This is a genomic window from Streptomyces sp. NPDC057137, assembly GCF_042670825.1.
Taxonomy (GTDB): domain Bacteria; phylum Actinomycetota; class Actinomycetes; order Streptomycetales; family Streptomycetaceae; genus Streptomyces.
This window is the reverse complement of record NZ_JBHUUW010000001.1, coordinates 259,154-275,667: the sequence shown is the minus strand read 5'-3', so window position 1 is coordinate 275,667 and position 16,514 is coordinate 259,154. Positions and strand designations below refer to the sequence as shown.

15 protein-coding genes are annotated in these 16,514 nt (G+C 71.8%); 10 read left to right on the top strand and 5 right to left on the bottom strand.

The annotated features are described in order from the left end of the window. Window positions 1-8: 8 nt before the first annotated feature. The 3 genes from cynS to ACFT9I_RS01110 all read right to left on the bottom strand — a co-directional run bounded on the left by cynS (window position 9) and on the right by ACFT9I_RS01110 (window position 1,985). Complete coding sequence (gene cynS, locus ACFT9I_RS01120) at window positions 9-452, bottom strand: cyanase (protein ID WP_364792377.1); 444 nt, start codon at window positions 450-452, stop codon at window positions 9-11. Between the two features lie 148 nt (window positions 453-600). Beyond that, window positions 601-1,065 carry a hypothetical protein gene (locus tag ACFT9I_RS01115; RefSeq protein WP_382559090.1) on the bottom strand — a complete coding sequence of 155 codons (465 nt, stop codon included), beginning with the start codon at window positions 1,063-1,065 and terminating at the stop codon, window positions 601-603. A gap of 32 nt (window positions 1,066-1,097) precedes the next feature. Continuing rightward, window positions 1,098-1,985, bottom strand: a complete 888-nt coding sequence (locus tag ACFT9I_RS01110) for an alpha/beta fold hydrolase (protein WP_382559088.1) — start codon at window positions 1,983-1,985, stop codon at window positions 1,098-1,100. Between the two features lie 160 nt (window positions 1,986-2,145). On the opposite strand from ACFT9I_RS01110, the gene ACFT9I_RS01105 reads away from it, so the two are divergent. The 4 genes from ACFT9I_RS01105 (at window position 2,146) to ACFT9I_RS01090 (ending at window position 5,975) form a co-directional block, all read left to right on the top strand. Next, complete coding sequence (locus tag ACFT9I_RS01105) at window positions 2,146-3,474, top strand: PLP-dependent aminotransferase family protein (protein ID WP_382559086.1); 1,329 nt, start codon at window positions 2,146-2,148, stop codon at window positions 3,472-3,474. A gap of 148 nt (window positions 3,475-3,622) precedes the next feature. Continuing rightward, a complete protein-coding gene (locus tag ACFT9I_RS01100; protein WP_382559084.1) occupies window positions 3,623-4,321 on the top strand; it encodes an ABC transporter permease in 699 nt (232 codons plus the stop codon). Then, on the top strand, window positions 4,318-4,992 hold the full coding sequence (locus ACFT9I_RS01095) for an ABC transporter permease (RefSeq protein ID WP_382559082.1): 675 nt from the start codon (window positions 4,318-4,320) through the stop codon (window positions 4,990-4,992). Before ACFT9I_RS01100 ends, ACFT9I_RS01095 begins: the two co-directional genes overlap by 4 nt. Then, window positions 4,989-5,975, top strand: coding sequence for an ABC transporter substrate-binding protein (locus ACFT9I_RS01090; protein ID WP_382559080.1), 987 nt, complete (start codon window positions 4,989-4,991; stop codon window positions 5,973-5,975). Before ACFT9I_RS01095 ends, ACFT9I_RS01090 begins: the two co-directional genes overlap by 4 nt. 28 nt (window positions 5,976-6,003) lie before the next feature. Here ACFT9I_RS01090 and ACFT9I_RS01085 read toward each other — a convergent pair whose 3' ends face one another. Beyond that, window positions 6,004-6,975 (bottom strand): acetylxylan esterase, encoded by a 972-nt coding sequence (locus tag ACFT9I_RS01085; protein ID WP_382559078.1) that lies wholly within the window; start codon window positions 6,973-6,975, stop codon window positions 6,004-6,006. 173 nt (window positions 6,976-7,148) lie between these two features. Here ACFT9I_RS01085 and ACFT9I_RS01080 point away from each other — a divergent pair, with 173 nt between their 5' ends. From ACFT9I_RS01080 to ACFT9I_RS01055, 6 genes are all read left to right on the top strand, one after another. After that, on the top strand, window positions 7,149-8,249 hold the full coding sequence (locus ACFT9I_RS01080; RefSeq protein ID WP_382559076.1) for a LacI family DNA-binding transcriptional regulator: 1,101 nt from the start codon (window positions 7,149-7,151) through the stop codon (window positions 8,247-8,249). An 86-nt stretch (window positions 8,250-8,335) separates the two neighbouring features. Then, complete coding sequence (locus tag ACFT9I_RS01075; protein WP_382559074.1) at window positions 8,336-9,946, top strand: FAD-dependent oxidoreductase; 1,611 nt, start codon at window positions 8,336-8,338, stop codon at window positions 9,944-9,946. Between the two features lie 112 nt (window positions 9,947-10,058). Next, window positions 10,059-12,188: a hydantoinase/oxoprolinase family protein gene (locus tag ACFT9I_RS01070; protein ID WP_382559073.1), complete on the top strand. Its 2,130-nt coding sequence runs from the start codon at window positions 10,059-10,061 to the stop codon at window positions 12,186-12,188. Continuing rightward, the gene (locus tag ACFT9I_RS01065; RefSeq protein ID WP_382559071.1) at window positions 12,185-12,820 is read left to right on the top strand and encodes a hypothetical protein; all 636 of its coding nucleotides are present in this window, start codon (window positions 12,185-12,187) and stop codon (window positions 12,818-12,820) included. The genes ACFT9I_RS01070 and ACFT9I_RS01065 overlap by 4 nt, the downstream gene beginning before the upstream one ends. A gap of 4 nt (window positions 12,821-12,824) precedes the next feature. Beyond that, the gene (locus ACFT9I_RS01060; RefSeq protein ID WP_382559070.1) at window positions 12,825-14,105 is read left to right on the top strand and encodes a transporter; all 1,281 of its coding nucleotides are present in this window, start codon (window positions 12,825-12,827) and stop codon (window positions 14,103-14,105) included. A gap of 44 nt (window positions 14,106-14,149) precedes the next feature. Further along, window positions 14,150-15,256: a hypothetical protein gene (locus ACFT9I_RS01055; protein WP_382559068.1), complete on the top strand. Its 1,107-nt coding sequence runs from the start codon at window positions 14,150-14,152 to the stop codon at window positions 15,254-15,256. 75 nt (window positions 15,257-15,331) lie between these two features. On the opposite strand, the gene ACFT9I_RS01050 is transcribed toward ACFT9I_RS01055, so the two are convergent. After that, window positions 15,332-16,495 (bottom strand): ATP-binding cassette domain-containing protein, encoded by a 1,164-nt coding sequence (locus tag ACFT9I_RS01050; protein WP_382559066.1) that lies wholly within the window; start codon window positions 16,493-16,495, stop codon window positions 15,332-15,334. Window positions 16,496-16,514: the final 19 nt, after the last annotated feature.

The following is a 16,514-nucleotide window of genomic DNA, read 5'->3' as shown; positions in this document are numbered from 1 at the left end:
GCGACCCGTCACCACTGGTACGGGAGGTACTTCCCGTCCATCGTGATGACCACGCGGTCGCCGGCCGGGTCCGGTACGCGCTGGACATCGAGGCGGAAGTTGATGGCGCTCATGATGCCGTCGCCGCACTGCTCGTGGATCAGTTCCTTGATGGTCGGACCGTAGACCTGGACGACCTCGTACAGTCGGTAGATCGTCGGGTCGACCGGTACGGCGGCGTCCAACGCCCCGCGCGTCGGCTGGAGTTGGAAGGCGAGAGCGGCATCGTCCCCGAGTTCGAGGAGCGCGGCCGCGGTGGCGGCCTCGTCCTTCCCCATCGGGTGCTGGCCGAGGAGCGCGGCCGTGGTCCAGGCGAGCGGTTTGCCCACCGCCTCGGCGAGTTGGGCCCAGGTGATCCCGGTCTTCACCTTGGCCTGGCGGACGGCCTCGGCGGCTTCGTGCTTGCTCAGCATGTGCAACTCCATTCCCGGACTGCGGCCTGGTAGCACGCGGCCACAGCATAGGAGAGAGGCGACAGGAGGGGTACGGCCCGTCTCCGCGACGTGGCTGCTCACAGTGGGTGTTCGCAGGGGCGGACGCGGAGACTCACGAACGGGCCTTTCAGGAAAGGGACTTGCGCGCCTTGCGCAGCGCGTAGAGCTGGAGATCGGCGAATCCCAGCACGGCCACCGCCTGGACCACGATCAGCGCCGTGCCCAGCCCGGTCGGGTCGAGCCACCCGGCGGCGGCCGTCACGACGCTGAGCGCGAACCACGCCAGATTGCTGCCGATCACCGTCCGCACCGCCGTACGACGCGGTGCCCGCGCGGAGCTGACCCAGGCCACGAAGACCGCGTAGAGCACCAGGAACGCACCGATCCCGGCGAGGAACGCGACCGGCAGACCCAGCACCGAGTCCAGCGCGGCGCAGCCGATCAGGGCGGCGGCCCCCACGGCGCCGGTGGCGACGGCGTCGAGCCGCAGCGCCAGGCGCAACAGGCCGGTGTCACCGCGTACGACGGTGGAATCGGTGGACGGCGCCGTCAGCGACGGGGCGGGGACACCGAACGAATCCGACGAACTCATGGGTTCCTCCTCGGGGAAGCGGCTTGACTTCCCTAATGGTTCTCGAAGGCGCCGTCCTGGTCGATTACCCGGGAGGTAATGGGCGGCGGGGAGCCCGGCAGAAGATCCGGCAGGGAGTCGAGGAACGCGCCGAGCACCGCGTCGAACTCCGCCCGCCGCTCCAGGTTGGGCATGTGCCCGGCACCCTCGATCACCGCGAGCGTCGCGCCGGGTATCCCCTCGCTCATCACACGCGCGTCGGCGACCGGCGTGTATACGTCCTCGCTGCCGACCACGACGAGCGCGGGCACCGCCACCCGCCCCAACATGCCGACGTAGTCGGGCCGTTCGGCCCGGCCCCGCAGCGCCGCCGCCGCGCCCTCGGGCGGCGCGCCGCGCATCATGTCCCTTACGTGCCCGGCCACCGCCGGCAGCGCCTCGACGTTGTGCGGCGCCACCATCTTCGTCAGCACCTCGTCCGCGTACGGCCCCATGCCCTCCCGCAGCAGCCGGTCGGCCATCGCGTTGCGTGCCAGCTTGCCCGGCGCCGTCTCGGCGGCGGCGAAGGTGTCGGCCAGCACCAGGGCCCGGACCCGCTCCGGGAAGAGCCGGTAGAACTCCAGGACGATCTGACCGCCCATGGAGAGCCCGCCCAGCACGACGCGATCGACGCCCAGCCGGTCGAGCAGCGCCGCGATGTCCCACGCGAAGGTGGTGAGTGTCGTCTTGCCGGGGACGACGGTGCTCCCGCCGTAGCCACGCAGATCGGCGGCGATCACCCGCCGCCCGGGGCCGGCGAACGTCTCGATCTGAGGCCGCCACATGGAGCGGTCGAACGGGTGGCCGTGGACGAGGACCAGAACGTCACCGTCGCCCCCGGCCTCGTCCCCACCCGCGTCGTCGTAGGCCAGGGTGATGTCGTACAGCGTCGTGGTGCTCATGCCCGCGTCCCTCGTCCGGTGCTCGAATCCATGCCGTCCCGCTTGCCTTCTCGATGCTATGTGGTGCAATATCTCGATGCAATGATGAAATTGTCCTCGGTGCAATTTTGGTGTTGGTCGCATGCAATGTGCCGCCGGGAGCGGCGCGGGAGGGAGTGCCATGGAGGACTACCGCCTGATCGCCGACCAGCTCGCGGCCGACATCCGGGCCGGGCACCTGGCCCCCGGCGAGCGGCTGCCACCGCAGCGGCCGTTCGCCCGGAGCCGTAACATCGCCAACTCCACGGCGGCCAGGGTCTACGGCGAGCTGATCCGGCGCGGGCTGGCCGTCGGCGAGGTGGGCCGGGGGACCTTCGTACGCGCCGCGCCGCCCGGACCGCAGCCGACGCTCACCGAGCCCAGCGAGGCCAGGGTCGACCTGGAGGTCAACTTCCCCGTCCTGCCGGAACAGGCCGAGCTGCTCGCCGCCGGTATGGCGCGGCTGGGACGCCCCGACGTACTCGCGGAGAGTCTTCAGCCCCTCGGCGGATCCGGGTCGCCCGCCGCACGCGAGGCCGCCGCGTCCCTCCTCGCCCGCGCCGGCTGGACCCCCGAACCGGAGCGGATCCTCTTCGCGGGCAACGGCCGCCAGGCGATCGCGGCGGCTCTCGCGGCCTGTGTCCCGGCCGGGGAACGGCTCGGTGTGGAGGAGTTCACCTACCCCGTCGTCAAGGGCATCGCCGCCCGCCTCGGGATCACCCTCGTCCCGCTCGCCATGGACGAGCACGGACTCCTGCCGGAGGCACTGGCGGACGCCCCGCCGCTGCGGGCCGTCTATCTGCAGCCGACGCTCCACAACCCGCTGGGCATGACGATTCCGCCGGACCGCAGGGCCCAACTCGTCGAAACGGCGCGGACGTTGGACCTGCACATCATCGAGGACGCCATCTACGGATTCCTCCGCGACGACGTGCCACCGCTCGCGACCCTCGCCCCCGAACGCACGATCGTCCTGGACAGCATGTCCAAGCGGCTCGCGCCAGGCCTGACCCTCGGGTACGCCGTGGCGCCGCCCGGCTTCGAGCAGCGGCTGGCCTCGGCCCTGCGCTCGGGAGCCTGGGCGACGTCCCGGTTCGCCCTCGACGCCGCGACCCGGTGGACGACCGACGGCACCGCCGACGCCGTCGGCCGGGCCAAGCGCGCCGACGCGGTGGAGCGCCAGCGCGTCAGGGCCGAGAGCCTGGCCGGCTTCACCGTGCACGCCGATCCGCGCGGCTACCACTGCTGGTGGGAGCTGCCCGACCACTGGCGGGCCGAGACGTTCGTCGCCGCGGCCGCCCGCCTCGGCATCGCCATCGCGCCCGGCGCCGCGTTCACCGTCGGCACCGGCCGCGCGCCCAACGCCGTCCGCCTCGCCCTGGGCACCCCCTCCCACCGCGCGCTCGCCGACGCCCTGGACCTCCTCGCGACCCTGGCGCGCGGCACACCGGAGGACGCCGCGCCGGAATGACCGCGGGCGCGGCGCCGATCCCGTACGTCGCCGCGATCCCGCCCGGGTCGGCGATCCCGTACGTCCCCGCGATTCCGTACGGGTCCGTGCGATCCCGTACGGGCCAACCCCACGCGCGACGCGCCCCGAACACGGCTGGAATGGGCGGGTGACCGCACCCCCCGACGACTGCCTCGCGCACAACGACTGGATCTGCGGCGCCTACCTCACCAGCCGTCGGCACATTCTCTGGGACGCGGTCCTCCAGCATCTCCAGCTCACCGTCGTCTCCGTCCTCATCGGGCTCGCCCTCGCCGTCCCGCTCGCCCTCGCGGCCCGGCGGTGGCGCTGGGCATCGGGACCGGTGCTCGGCATCACCACCGTGCTCTACACGATCCCGTCGCTCGCGATGTTCTCGCTGCTGCTGCCGGTGTACGGGCTGTCCGCCTCGCTCGTCGTCGCCGGTCTCGTCCTCTACTCGCTCACCCTGCTCGTACGGAACATCCTGGCCGGGCTGCGCGCCGTCCCCGAGGAGACCCGGCAAGCGGCGCGCGGCATGGGATACGGGCCGGTCAGACTGCTCCTCACCGTCGAGCTGCCGCTGGCGCTGCCCGCCTCGATGGCGGGCCTGCGCATCGCCACCGTCTCGGCGGTCTCCCTCGTCACCATCGGCGCGATCGTCGGGTACGGCGGCCTCGGCAATCTCATCTACGCCGGGATGAACACCTTCTTCAAGGCGCAGGTCCTCACCGCGTCCGTCCTCTGCGTGATCATCGCGATCCTCGCCGACCTGTTGCTCCTCGCGATCCAGCGGGTGCTCACTCCCTGGGCGAGGGAGCCGAGGCGGCCGAGGAGGCGGAGCGCGTGAACACCCTCTCCGACGCCTGGTCCTGGCTCACCAGCGGCTCCCACTGGTCCGGCTCCGACGGCATCTGGAACCGGCTCGGCGAACACCTCTTCCTCACCGTCGTCTGTCTGCTCATCAGCTGCGCCGTCGCGCTGCCCGTCGCGCTCGTCCTCGGCCACCTCGGCAAGGGCGGCGCGCTTGCCGTCAACATCTCCAACGTCGGCCGGGCCGTCCCCACGTTCGCCGTCCTGGTCCTGCTGCTCCTCACCCCGATCGGACAGTACGGCGACTGGCCGACGATCATCGCGCTCGTCCTCTTCGCGATCCCGCCGCTGCTCACCAACGCCTACGTCGGGATGCGGGGCGTGGACGCCGATGTCGTACGAGCCGCCCGGGGCATGGGTATGACCGGCCGTCAGCTGCTGGGGCGGGTCGAACTGCCCCTGGCGGCGCCGCTGATCCTCACCGGCGTACGGATCGCGGCCGTCCAACTCGTGGCCACGGCCACGATCGCCGCGCTGGTGGGAGGCGGCGGGCTCGGCAGGATCATCACCGCGGGGTTCAACCTCGCGTCCACACCGATGGTCGTCGCGGGCGCCGTGCTCGTGGCGGTGTTCGCGCTCCTGGTCGAAGCGGTCTTCGAGGTGGCGCAGCGGCTGGCCCCGCGGTGGGTGAGAGGCGGCACCGGATGAGCCCGCGCCGTACGGTGCAGAGCCCGCGCCGTACGGTGCGCACGCCTCTCGCCGCCGCCCTGCTCCTCGCGCTGACCGCCGCGGCCTGCGGCACGGGGCCCTCCCTGGAGAACCAGGGCACGGTCACCGCCTCGCCCGGCGACAGCAAGGACCTGACCATCGGCTCGGCCGGCTTCACCGAGAGCGACCTGCTGGCCCAGATGTACGCGCTCCTCCTCGGCCGGGCCGGCTACCGCACCAAGATCCTCTCCGTCACCAACCGCGAGCTGTACGAACCCGCCCTGGAGAGCGGCCAGATCGATGTCGTGCCGGAGTACGCCGCGACCTTCGCCGACTGGCTGAACGCCAAGGCGAAGGGCGCCGACGCCAGGACCGTCGGCTCGCCGGACCTGGACGCCACCATGAAGGCGCTGCGCGAACTGGCGGCGCGGCGCGGGCTCGACGTGCTGGACCCGGGCCGCGCCGTCGACCAGAACGCGTACGCCGTCAGCGCCGCGTACGCGAGGAAGCACCGGCTGAAGACGCTCTCCGACCTCGGGCGCGCCAAGCTGCCCGTACGGCTGGCGGCAGGCGACGAGTGCGTACAACGCGCCTACTGCGCACCGGGGTTGAAGAAGACGTACGGCATCCGGATCACCGGCATCGACCCCAAGGGCCTGGGCACCACCCCGTCCAAGCGGGCAGTGCAGAACGGGCAGGACCAGATGGTCGTCACCACGACCACCGACGGGACGCTCGCCGAGTTCGGTCTCGTCATCCTCGCCGACGACAAGCACCTCCAGAACGCCGACCACATCGTGCCCGTCGTCAACCGGTCCAGGGCGGGCGCCAAGGGCGTACGGAACGCCCTCAACAGGCTCAACACCGTGCTGACGACCAGGGATCTGGCGTCGATGAACGAGCAGGTGGACAGCTGGCGGCGGCTGCCCGAGGACGTCGCCAAGAACTATCTCAAGAGCAGGAAGCTGATCCCCGCCGGGTGATTACCCATCACCCATCACCCATCGCCTGTCAGGCCGTCAGGCGGCCCGGCAGCCAGCCCAGTTGGGCCTCCTCCTGGTAAGCCTCGCCGCCCTCGTGGCCGTTGAACTCGTACACCTCGATCGTCCGGTCCTCGTGCGGATAGACGTTGAACGCCGCGAACACCGTCGACGGCGGGCAGGTCTGGTCCTCCAGAGCCGCCGAGAACAGCGCCGGGGCCCGGCCGCGCGCCGCGAAGTGGACCCCGTCGAAGTAGCTGAGCGTCCGCCGGACCTGCTCGCCCCGGCGGCGGTAGGTGTGGAGGTAGCTGCCCACCTCCCGGTACGGATGCCGGTCGGTGAGCGTCGTCGCCCGCGGGAAGTCGCAGAGGAACGGCACGTCGGGCGCGATCGCCACCAGGTCCGGCACCAGTCCGGCCACCGCCAGCGTGATCCCGCCGCCCTGGCTGCGCCCGATCGCGGCCGTACGGGAGGCGTCGGCCAGCGGATGGGAGCGGGCCGCCTCCACCGCGCGGACCGCGTCGGTGAAGACCCGGCGGTAGTAGAACTCGTGCGGGTCCTCGATGCCCCGGGTCAGAAAGCCCGGGAACGAGGACGCGCTGCCCACCGGGTCCGGGGTGTCACTGCCGCCCCACCCGGCGCCCTGCCCCCGGGTGTCCATCACGAAGTACGCGAAGCCGGCCGACGGCCAGAGCAGCCGGGAGTGGGGCAGCCCGCGCCCGCCCCCGTAACCGACGAACTCCACCACCACGGGCAGCGGTTCACGGGTCCCCGCCGGCAGGACGAACCAGCCCTTGACCGGGTGGCCGCCGAAGCCCGCGAAGGTCACGTCGTACACCTCCACGGTCGACAGCGCCGTCGCGACGGGCTCGAAACGGGCGGCCAGCTCGTGGGTGCGGGTCTCGGCGAGCGTCGTCGCCCAGAAGGCGTCGAAATCGGCCGGTTCCACGGACCGGCTGCGGTAGTTCCGAAGCTCGTCGAGGGGCAGATCGAACAGGGCCATGTGCGGGATCACCTCGTGTTCAGCGGGCGGACGATCACACCGTACGGTCCCGGCCGCCGGCGAAGAAGAGGCCGGAAGAACTCTTGACCGATGTCTTGACCCCTGCGTTCGGGAGGTCCACAGTACTCGTTAATGCGCATTACTAATACGCATTAACGATCCGGAGGAACACGGTGGAGGAACCCAGGAAGCGGGCCCGGCCGGGCCGGGCCCCCGCACCCACGGGCCGTACGTCGCGGCCACGCCAGGCCGAGGTCGCCAGGCTCGCCGGGGTCTCACAGGCCACGGTCTCGCTGGTGCTCGGGGCGCGGAAGCAGGGCGCCACGATCTCCGAGGAGACCCGGCGCAAGGTGCTCGACGCGGTACGCAGCCTCGGCTACGTCCCCGATCCGGCGGCCAGCCGGCTCGCCGCCGCCCGCAACAACCTGCTCGGGGTCTTCAGCTTCACCTCCACCTTCCCGACCGACGTACAGCACTCGTACTACCCGTTCCTCGTCGGCGTCGAGCAGGAAGCGGCGGCGCGCGGCTACGACCTGGTGCTGTTCACCGGCTCCAGCACGGGCGGCGCGGGGGCCGCCGGACCGCACGCCCTGAACCGGGTACGGCTCGCCGACGGCTGCCTCTTCCTCGGCCGCCACGCACCCGCCGACGAACTGCTCCGCCTGGTCGCCGACGGCTTCCCCGTGGTCCACCTCGGCCGCAGGGACGAGCTGGAGGGGCTGGCCTGGGTCGGCGCCGACTACGTCAGCGCCAGCAAGGAGGTCGTCACCCACCTCGCCGGGCTCGGCCACCGGCGGATCGTGCTCGTACGGGAGGACGACGAGGCCCCCGCGTCCACCGACCGTGAGCACGGCTTCCTCAAGGGCCTGGAGGAGGCCGGACTGCCCGGCGGCCCGGCCGCCGTCTTCCGCTCCGCCGACCCGGAGCACGACCTCACCGCCGAGCGGCTGCGCGGCTGGCTCGACGACGGCGTCACCGCGTTCGTCGCCGAGGAGACCGACACCGGCGACGCCTGGCGCGCGCTGCACGGCGCCGCGCACTTCGTCGGCATCGACTGCCCGCGCGACGCCTCCCTCGCGCTGCTCGGCAGCCCGCCGCCGGACCTGTCCGACGGACCGACGCCCACCGGATTCGACATCCCCCGGCCGCAGTTGGGCGCCGCCGCCGTGCGGATGCTCGCCGCGCTCGTGGCGGGGGAGCGGGCCACCGAACCACTGGTGGCCTGCGCCTTCCGGCCCGGCACCACGGCGGGAGCGCCACCCGCCCACCACTGACCCCTACCGACCGTCGCATCAAGCACCGACGCATCAAGCACCGTCGCATCAAGCGCCAACGCACACACAGCACTTCAAGGAGACCCGTGACATCCGCACCCGACATCCTCATCGTGGGCTCAGGGCTCGGCGGCGTCGCCGCCGCCCTCGCCGCCTGCCGGGCCGGACGCACCGTCGTCCTCACCGAGGAGACGGACTGGATCGGCGGCCAGCTCACCTCCCAGGCCGTCCCGCCGGACGAGCACCCGTGGGTCGAGCAGTTCGGCACCACCGCCTCGTACCGCACCCTGCGCGAGTCCATCCGTGACCACTACCGCCGGTGGTACCCGCTGCGCTCCGAGGCCCTGGCCCTCACCGATCTCAACCCGGGTGCGGGCCGCGTCAGCAAGCTCTGCCACGAGCCGCGCGTCGCCCTCGCCGTCCTGGAGGCGATGCTCGCGCCGCACCGCTCCTCGGGCCGGCTCACCCTCCTGACCGAACACCGCCCCGTCGCCGCCGAGACGGGCGACGACGACACCGTACGGTCCGTCACACTCACCGACCGCGACGGCAACCGCCGTACGATCAGCGCCCGTTACGTCATCGACGCGACCGAGACCGGCGAACTGCTCGAACTCGCCGGGGTCGAGCACGCGATCGGCGCCGAGGCGCGGAGCGAGTTCGACGAGCCGCACGCCCCCGACGAGGCACAGCCCCTCAACCAGCAGGGCATCACGGTCTGTTTCGCGCTCTCCCACCACGAGGGCGAGGACCACACCATCGACCGGCCGGCCGACTACGACTTCTGGCGCGCCTACCGGCCGGACTTCTGGCCCGGACCGCTTCTCGGCTTCCTCGCGCCCGACCCCCGCACGCTGGAGGCCGTACCGCGCACCTTCGTCCCCAACCCGGAACTCGACCCGCTCGACGTCACCGCCGACCAGTCCGCCGACGCGGGCGACAAGGAGCTGTTCGGCTTCCGCCGGATCCTGGCGCGCAAGCTGCACCGGCCCGGCGCGTTCGACTCCGACATCACCCTCGTCAACTGGCCGCTCAACGACTACTGGCTGAAGCCCCTGATCGGCGCCGGCGAGGAGACGTCGGCCGCCGCGCTCGCCGAGGCCCGGCAGCTGTCGCTCTCGGTCCTGTACTGGCTCCAGACCGAGGCGCCGCGCGCCGACGGCGGCAAGGGATTCCCCGGACTGCGGCTGCGTCCGGACGTCACCGGTACGGCCGACGGACTCGCGAAGGCGCCGTACGTACGCGAATCGCGCCGTATCAAGGCCGTCACCACCGTCACCGAGCACGACGTCGCGATCGACATCGTCGGCCCGCACGGCGGCACCCGCTACCGGGACTCCGTCGGCGTCGGCAACTACCGCATCGACCTGCACCCCTCCACCGGCGGCGACAACTACATCGACATCGGCTCGGTGCCCTTCGAGATCCCGCTCGGCGCGCTCGTACCGCGCCGTGTCCGCAATCTGCTGCCCGCCGGAAAGAACATCGGCACCACCCACATCACCAACGGCTGCTACCGGCTCCACCCGGTGGAATGGAACATCGGCGAAGTCGCGGGTGCACTGGCCGCGCACTGCGTCGCCGAGGGCGTCGAACCGCGCCAGGTCCAGGCCGAGGACAAGCGGTTCGACCAATTCGCCCGGCTGCTCGACCGCGAAGGAGTCCAGCGCCACTGGCCCGACGTACGCGGCTACTGACAGCACCCCGTACCGAACGAGGCGGTGAACAGCCGGGCAGGACAGCTCCACCTGCCCCGCCCGGCCCACCGCCCACGTAACTGCCAACCCTGCACAAGGAGGTGCCCCTACCATGAACACCCACCGCATCCGCGTCGGCATCGACGTGGGCGGAACCTTCACCGACGCCGTGGCCGTAGACGCCACGACCCTGCGACTTCTGGGGCAGGTGAAGGTCCCCACCAGCCACCATCACGAGGACGGCGTCGCCCACGGCATCGTCGAAGCTCTCGACCGTCTGCTGGAGAAGACCGGACACGCCCCGAAGGACGTGGCCTTCCTGGCCCACGGCACCACCCAGGCTACCAATGCCCTGCTGGAGGGCGACGTCGCCACCGTCGGCCTGATCGGCGTAGGCGCCGGTCCGAGCGCCGGATTCACCCGCAGGCTCGCCGCCTTCCGGAAGCTCGAACTCACCCCCGGCAAGCGGCTCCCGCTCGCCTACGCGCATGTCGCCGACCCGGACGACGGGCCCGCCGTACGCGCCGCCGTCGAGGCGGTCGTCCAGGAGGGCGCCCAAGTCGTCGTCGCCAGCCAGCCGTTCAGCGTCGACCGCCCCGAGGGCGAGGACACGGTCGTCGCGGTGGCCGGGGAACGCGGTCTGCCGACGACCGCCGCGCACGAGATCACCTCGCTGTACGGGCTCCACAAGCGCACCCGGACCGCCGTCGTGAACGCCGCGATCCTGCCGCGCATGCTCGCCACCGCCGACCTCGTCGACGCCTCCATCATCAAGGCGGGCGTCACCGCGCCGCTGATGGTGATGCGCTGCGACGGGGGAGTGATGTCCCTGGACGAGATGCGCCGCAGACCGCTGCTCACCGTGCTGTCCGGACCGGCGGCGGGAGTCGCCGGCGCCCTCATGCAGGAGCGCGTCAGCGAGGGCCTGTTCCTGGAGACCGGCGGCACGTCCACCGACATCAGCGTCGTACGGCGCGGCAAGGTCGCCGTCCGGCACGCCACCATCCTCGGCAAGACCTCGTACCTGTCGGCGCTCGACGTCAGGACCGTCGGTGTCGGCGGCGGCTCGATGGTCCGCATCGGGGGCGGCAAGGTCACCGGCGCCGGACCGCGCAGCGCGCACATCGCGGGCCTGCCCTACGCCTGCTACGCGACCCTGGACGACCTGAAGGACGCGAAGATCAGCACGATACGTCCGATGGACGACGACCCCGCCGACTACGCGGTGCTCGACGCCGCCGGCGGACGCTTCGCGATCACCATGACCTGCGCGGCCAACGCGCTGGGCCGGGTCCCCGAAGGGGACTTCGCGCACTGCGACCCGGCCGTGGCGAAGGCAGCGATAGCGCCGCTGGCCGCCGCGCTCGGCACGGACGTCGCCACGGCGGCGGCCCGCGTGCTCGACGCCGGCACCGACCAGGTGAAGACCGTGGTCGACGCGATGATCCGCGACTACCGGCTCGACAAGGACACCGCCGTGCTCGTCGGCGGCGGCGGCGGCGCGGCCTCCGTCACCCCGCACCTCGCGGCCGTCTCCGGCCAGGAGGGCCGGATCGCCCGCCACAACGAGGTCATCAGCCCCATCGGCGTCGCCCTCGCCCTCATCCGCGAACAGGTCGAACGCATCATCCCCGGCGCCGGCCAGGAACAGATCCTCGCCGTACGGGCCGAGGCCGAGGCCGCCGTCGTCGCCCAGGGCGCGGCCGCCGACGGCGTCGAGGTGGAGGTCACCGTCGACCCGCAGACCAGCACCGTGCGGGCCGTCGCGACCGGCGCCACCGAACTGCGGACCCAGGACCGCGCCCACCGGGCCGACGAGGCCGACCGGCTGCGCGCCGCGGCCGACAGCCTCAAGACCGACCCGGCGTCGGTGCGCGTCCTCGCGGGCACCCCCGCGCACACCGTGTACGGCACCGACGTCCACCGCCGGTTCCGTGCCGACCGGCATCCGGTGCGCGTCGTGGACGCCGACGGCGTCGTACGGCTCCACGCGCCGGACGCCCGCGTCGAGTCCACCACGGTCGGCCGCGCGCCCGAGGTCCTCGCCGGGCTGGTGAAGGAGGCCACGTCGTACGGCGACGGCGGCGTCCGCGCCCCCTCCCTGCGGCTCCTCATCGGCTCCAGGATCGCCGACCTCTCCGGCGTACTCGACCCGGGGCCGTTGCTGGCGCTCGCCCGCAGCGAACTGCGCGCACGCGCCGCCGACGAACCGGTCGTCGCCGTCCTGGAGGTGCGCTCATGAGCGCCGCCGCCCTGCTCGACCGCGCCGCGCTCGCGGCGATCGAAGCACTGGAGGCGACCGACGACATCGAGTTCGCCGTACGGCTCCTCGCCAACACCCCCACGCACGAGAACCGCGACCCGGCCCTCCTGCGTCAATGGGCGGCCACCGCCGACGAGTTCGGCGCCGCGCTCGCCCCCGTCGCGTGCACGGCCCGGGTCATGGAGAGCGCCGACGGCCTGGAGAGGGGCCTCCTGGCCCGCTACACCTCCCGGCCGGTGCCGACCGTCGAGCTGTTCACCGACACCCTGGCCCTCGCCGAGGAACTGATCGACCGGCTCGGCTGGCGCCACTGGTATCCGGCCGGATCGGTACGGGCGGCGGCGGTCGCCCACGAGGCCGTGCACGAACAGCTCCACCACGGACCGGAGAAGACGGCCCTGAAGCGGTCCCTGAACCACGTCGTGCTGCGCGCGGGACGCCACCGTCTGTACGGCCACGTCGCGGGCGCCGACGAGATCGCCGCCCACGCCTACGCCCGCACCGTCTGCGGTCTCGGCCGCAGCCCGCTCCTGCTGACGGCCGCCCTGGCCACCGCGGCGGAACCGAAGCACGGATCCCCGCAGGGATCCCCGCACGGAAGAAAGAAGTAACGCCATGGGCGTCGTCATCCTTCTTGTCATGGCGGCCGGTGTCGCCGCGATGCTCACCCGCAAGCTCCCCACCGCCTTCGCCCTCGTCATCCTGGCCGTCGTCATCGCCTTCCTCGCGGGCGCCCCGCTGACCGGCGAGAACAGCGTCCTCGACACGGTCGTCCAGGAGGGCGCACCCGCCCTCGCCGCCACGATGATCGCGATCCTGTTCGGCTCCTGGCTCGGCAAGCTCCTCGACGAGACCGGTATCGCGGGCACCCTCGTCCGCAAGATCGTCGAATTCGGCGGTGACCGCCCGGTCGTGGTCGCGCTCGGTGTCCTCGCCGTCTCGACACTCGTCGGTACGGTCACGGGCTCGGCGCCCGCCGCGATGCTCGCCGGCATCATCGGCATCCCCGCCATGATCGCCGTCGGTATCCCGAAGGTCACCGCGGCCGGCACGATCCTGATGGGCATCGCGGCCGGTATGCCGTTCGAGCTGCCCATCTGGCAGTTCTTCTCCACCGCGCTGGAACTGCCCGTCGACACCGTGCGCGGCTTCATGATCAAGCTGTTCCCGTTCGCGCTGGCCGCCGCCGTCCTCTTCGTCCTCATCGAGACGCGACGACGCGGCGTCGAGCACGCCTGGTCGCTCAAGTCCGCGTCCGCGAAGCCCACTTCGCGCCGCAAGCAGCTCGGCGACGCCCCGTGGTACGCGCTGCTCACCCCGCTCGTACCGCTGATTCTCGCCCTCGGCCTCGACGTCGCGATCCTGCCGTCGATGCTGGCCGGTGTCCTGTACGCGCTGGTCACCACCACGCGGCCGGGCGAGATGAGCAAGCGGCTGCTGCGCACCCTGTACGGCGGCTTCGAGGTCGCGGCGGCGCCGATCGTGCTGTTCATCGCGATCGGCATCCTGCTCGCCGCGGTGAAGCTGCCCGGCGCCGTGGAGGCGCTGGAGCCGCTGGTCAAGGCCGTCAGCCCGCAGAACCCGGTGCTGTTCGTCGTGGTCTTCACCCTGCTCGTACCGCTCTGCCTCTACCGGGGGCCGCTGAACGTCTTCGGCCTCGGCGCGGGCATCGCCGGTGTCCTCATCGCCGCCGGCATCTACCCGGCCGTCGCGGTGCTGGGTCTCGCCACCTCGTACAACCAGGTCTTCGGTGTGTCGGACCCGACCAGCACCCAGACCGTGTGGAGCGCCCAGTACGCGGGGGTCACACCGCAGCAGGTGATGCTGCGGACCCTGCCGTACGTCTGGGCCGTCGCCCTCGGCGGCTTCTGCGTCACCGCCGCCACCTATCTGTGATCCCGCACTTCTGTGATCTCTCAACTCCCTGGACGGAGAACGACATGACACAGCAAGACACGCACGGCACCCACGACCGGCCGCAGAACCCCGGCCGTCGGATATTCCTGCGCGCCGCGGCCGCGACAGCCGCGGTGACCTCCGGTGTGATAGCCACCGGCGCCACGGCGGGCAGCGCCGGCGCTGCCCCTGCCGCCGCGACCCCCGCGACCCCCGCGACCCCCGCGGCCCCCGCCGTCGCCGCCGTCGCCGCGGCGCCCGGCGGATTCCCCGACTACCGGTACCTCAAGACGCTCCTGAAGCCCTCCCAGCTCAAGTACAACCCCACCGGCGAGATCATCTTCCCGTGCATCCGGGGCGTCTACGACAAGCTGGCCAATCCGCTGGGCCGTTACTACCTCTACTACGGCCCGCACGACGCGCCCGGCGGCATCTGCCTGGCCTACGGCGACTCGCTGGAAGGGCCGTTCACCGAGTACACCGCCAACCCGATCGTCTCCAACAACTGGCAGCCGCACTACAAGGTCAGCCACGTCGCCTCGCCGCACGTCATCTGGCGCGCGGACCTCAAGGAGCTGTGGCTCTACTTCCACGGCGAGAACGGCACCACCCGCCTCGCCCGCTCCAAGGACGGCATCACCTTCACGTACGACAAGGTGGTGCTCACCACCGCGATGATGCCCGCGGGCAGCAACGAGACCTCGTACGCCCGTGTCTTCGCGCACGAACTGCCGTCGCGCGGCGCGCACTACGTGATGCTCTTCATGCTCAACAACCAGTCCAACCACCGTGCCATCGCGTGGGGTTGGTCGAGCGACGGCCGTAACTGGACCTTCGACCAGACGCCGCTCGTCCGCCACTCCGACGTCGGCGCGAACAACGTCGGCGGCCCGCACCTGCTCAGCCGGAACGGCAGCACGTACGTGGTCTACAACACCGACAAGGAGCACGGCGGCAATCTGCTGATCACCGAGGTCGGCAACGACTTCAGCCGCCGGAACCACCTCGGCGTCTTCTACGACTCGGCCAACAGCGCACCGGACAACGGCCGCAGTGCCGCGCCGAGCTTCGGGACCGACGAGGGAGTGCCGTACATGGTCTACGAGGCGGGCGAACGCCTCCAAGGCTCGATCGCGGTCGCCCGAGGCTGACCGGTCCACTCCGGGCGGGGTGCGTAGGACGCACCCCGCCCGGCAGTCCTGGCACGCCTGAGCGTCCGCCCACGCCTACGCGTCCGCGACCGAGTCGAACTCGACCTCGCCGCGCGGGATCCCGTGCGCGTCCGCGTCCACCGACCGCCGCAGCGCCTCGTGCAGCTTCGCCGGGGTCAGCACACCCGCGAACCGCGATCCGTCCACCACCGCGACCCACCCCGCGTCATGCTGAAGCATCTCGCTGAACGCCTGCTTCAGCGGCGCCCCGACCGGCACCCACGCCTCCATGCGCCGCGCCGTGTCACCCACCGTGCCCTGCCCGCCCGCACGCTCCAGCGCGTCCGCCGACACCCAACCGTGCAGCTCACCGCCGCCGTTCAGCACCACCGCCCACCTCCCGCCCTCCTCGCGCAGCCGCTCCGCCGCGCCCGCGGCCGGCTCGTCGAGCCGGGCCACCGGGGGCTGCTCCAGGTCGGCCGGCTCGATCGTGGTGACCGACAGCCGCTTCAACCCCCGGTCGGCGCCGACGAATTCCGCGACGTACGGGGTGGCCGGCGTCCCGAGGACCGCCCCCGGCCTGTCGAACTGCTCGATACGCCCCTGCCCGTACACCGCGATCCGGTCGCCCATCAGCACCGCCTCCTCGATGTCGTGCGTCACCATCAACACCGTCTTGCGCACGGTCGCCTGGAGATTCAGGAACTCGTGTCGCAGCCGCTCACGCGTCACCGGGTCGACCGCGCCGAACGGCTCGTCCATCAGCAGCACCGGCGGATCGGCCGCCAACGCGCGTGCCACGCCCACCCGTTGACGCTGACCGCCCGACAACTGCGCCGGATGGCGCGGCCCGTACACCTTCGGGTCGAGCCCCACCAGATCCAGCAGCTCCGCCGCCCGCTCACGTGCCTTCGGCTTCTTCCAGCCGATCAGCGCCGGGACCGTCGCCGTGTTGTCGAGGACCGTACGGTGCGGAAAGAGCCCCACCTGCTGGATCACGTAGCCGATCCGGCGGCGCAGCCGTACCGGGTCGACCCCGGAGATGTCCTGGCCGTCGACGAGGATACGGCCGGACGTCGGCTCGATCAGCCGGTTCACCATCATCATCGTGGTCGTCTTGCCGCAGCCGGAGGGTCCGACCAGAGTGACCAGCTCCCCTTCACGGACCTCGAAGGACAGGTCGTCGACGGCCGTCGTACCGTCTGGGTAGACCTTGCTGACCTGCTCGAACCGGATCATGAGGTCACGCTAGGAGCGA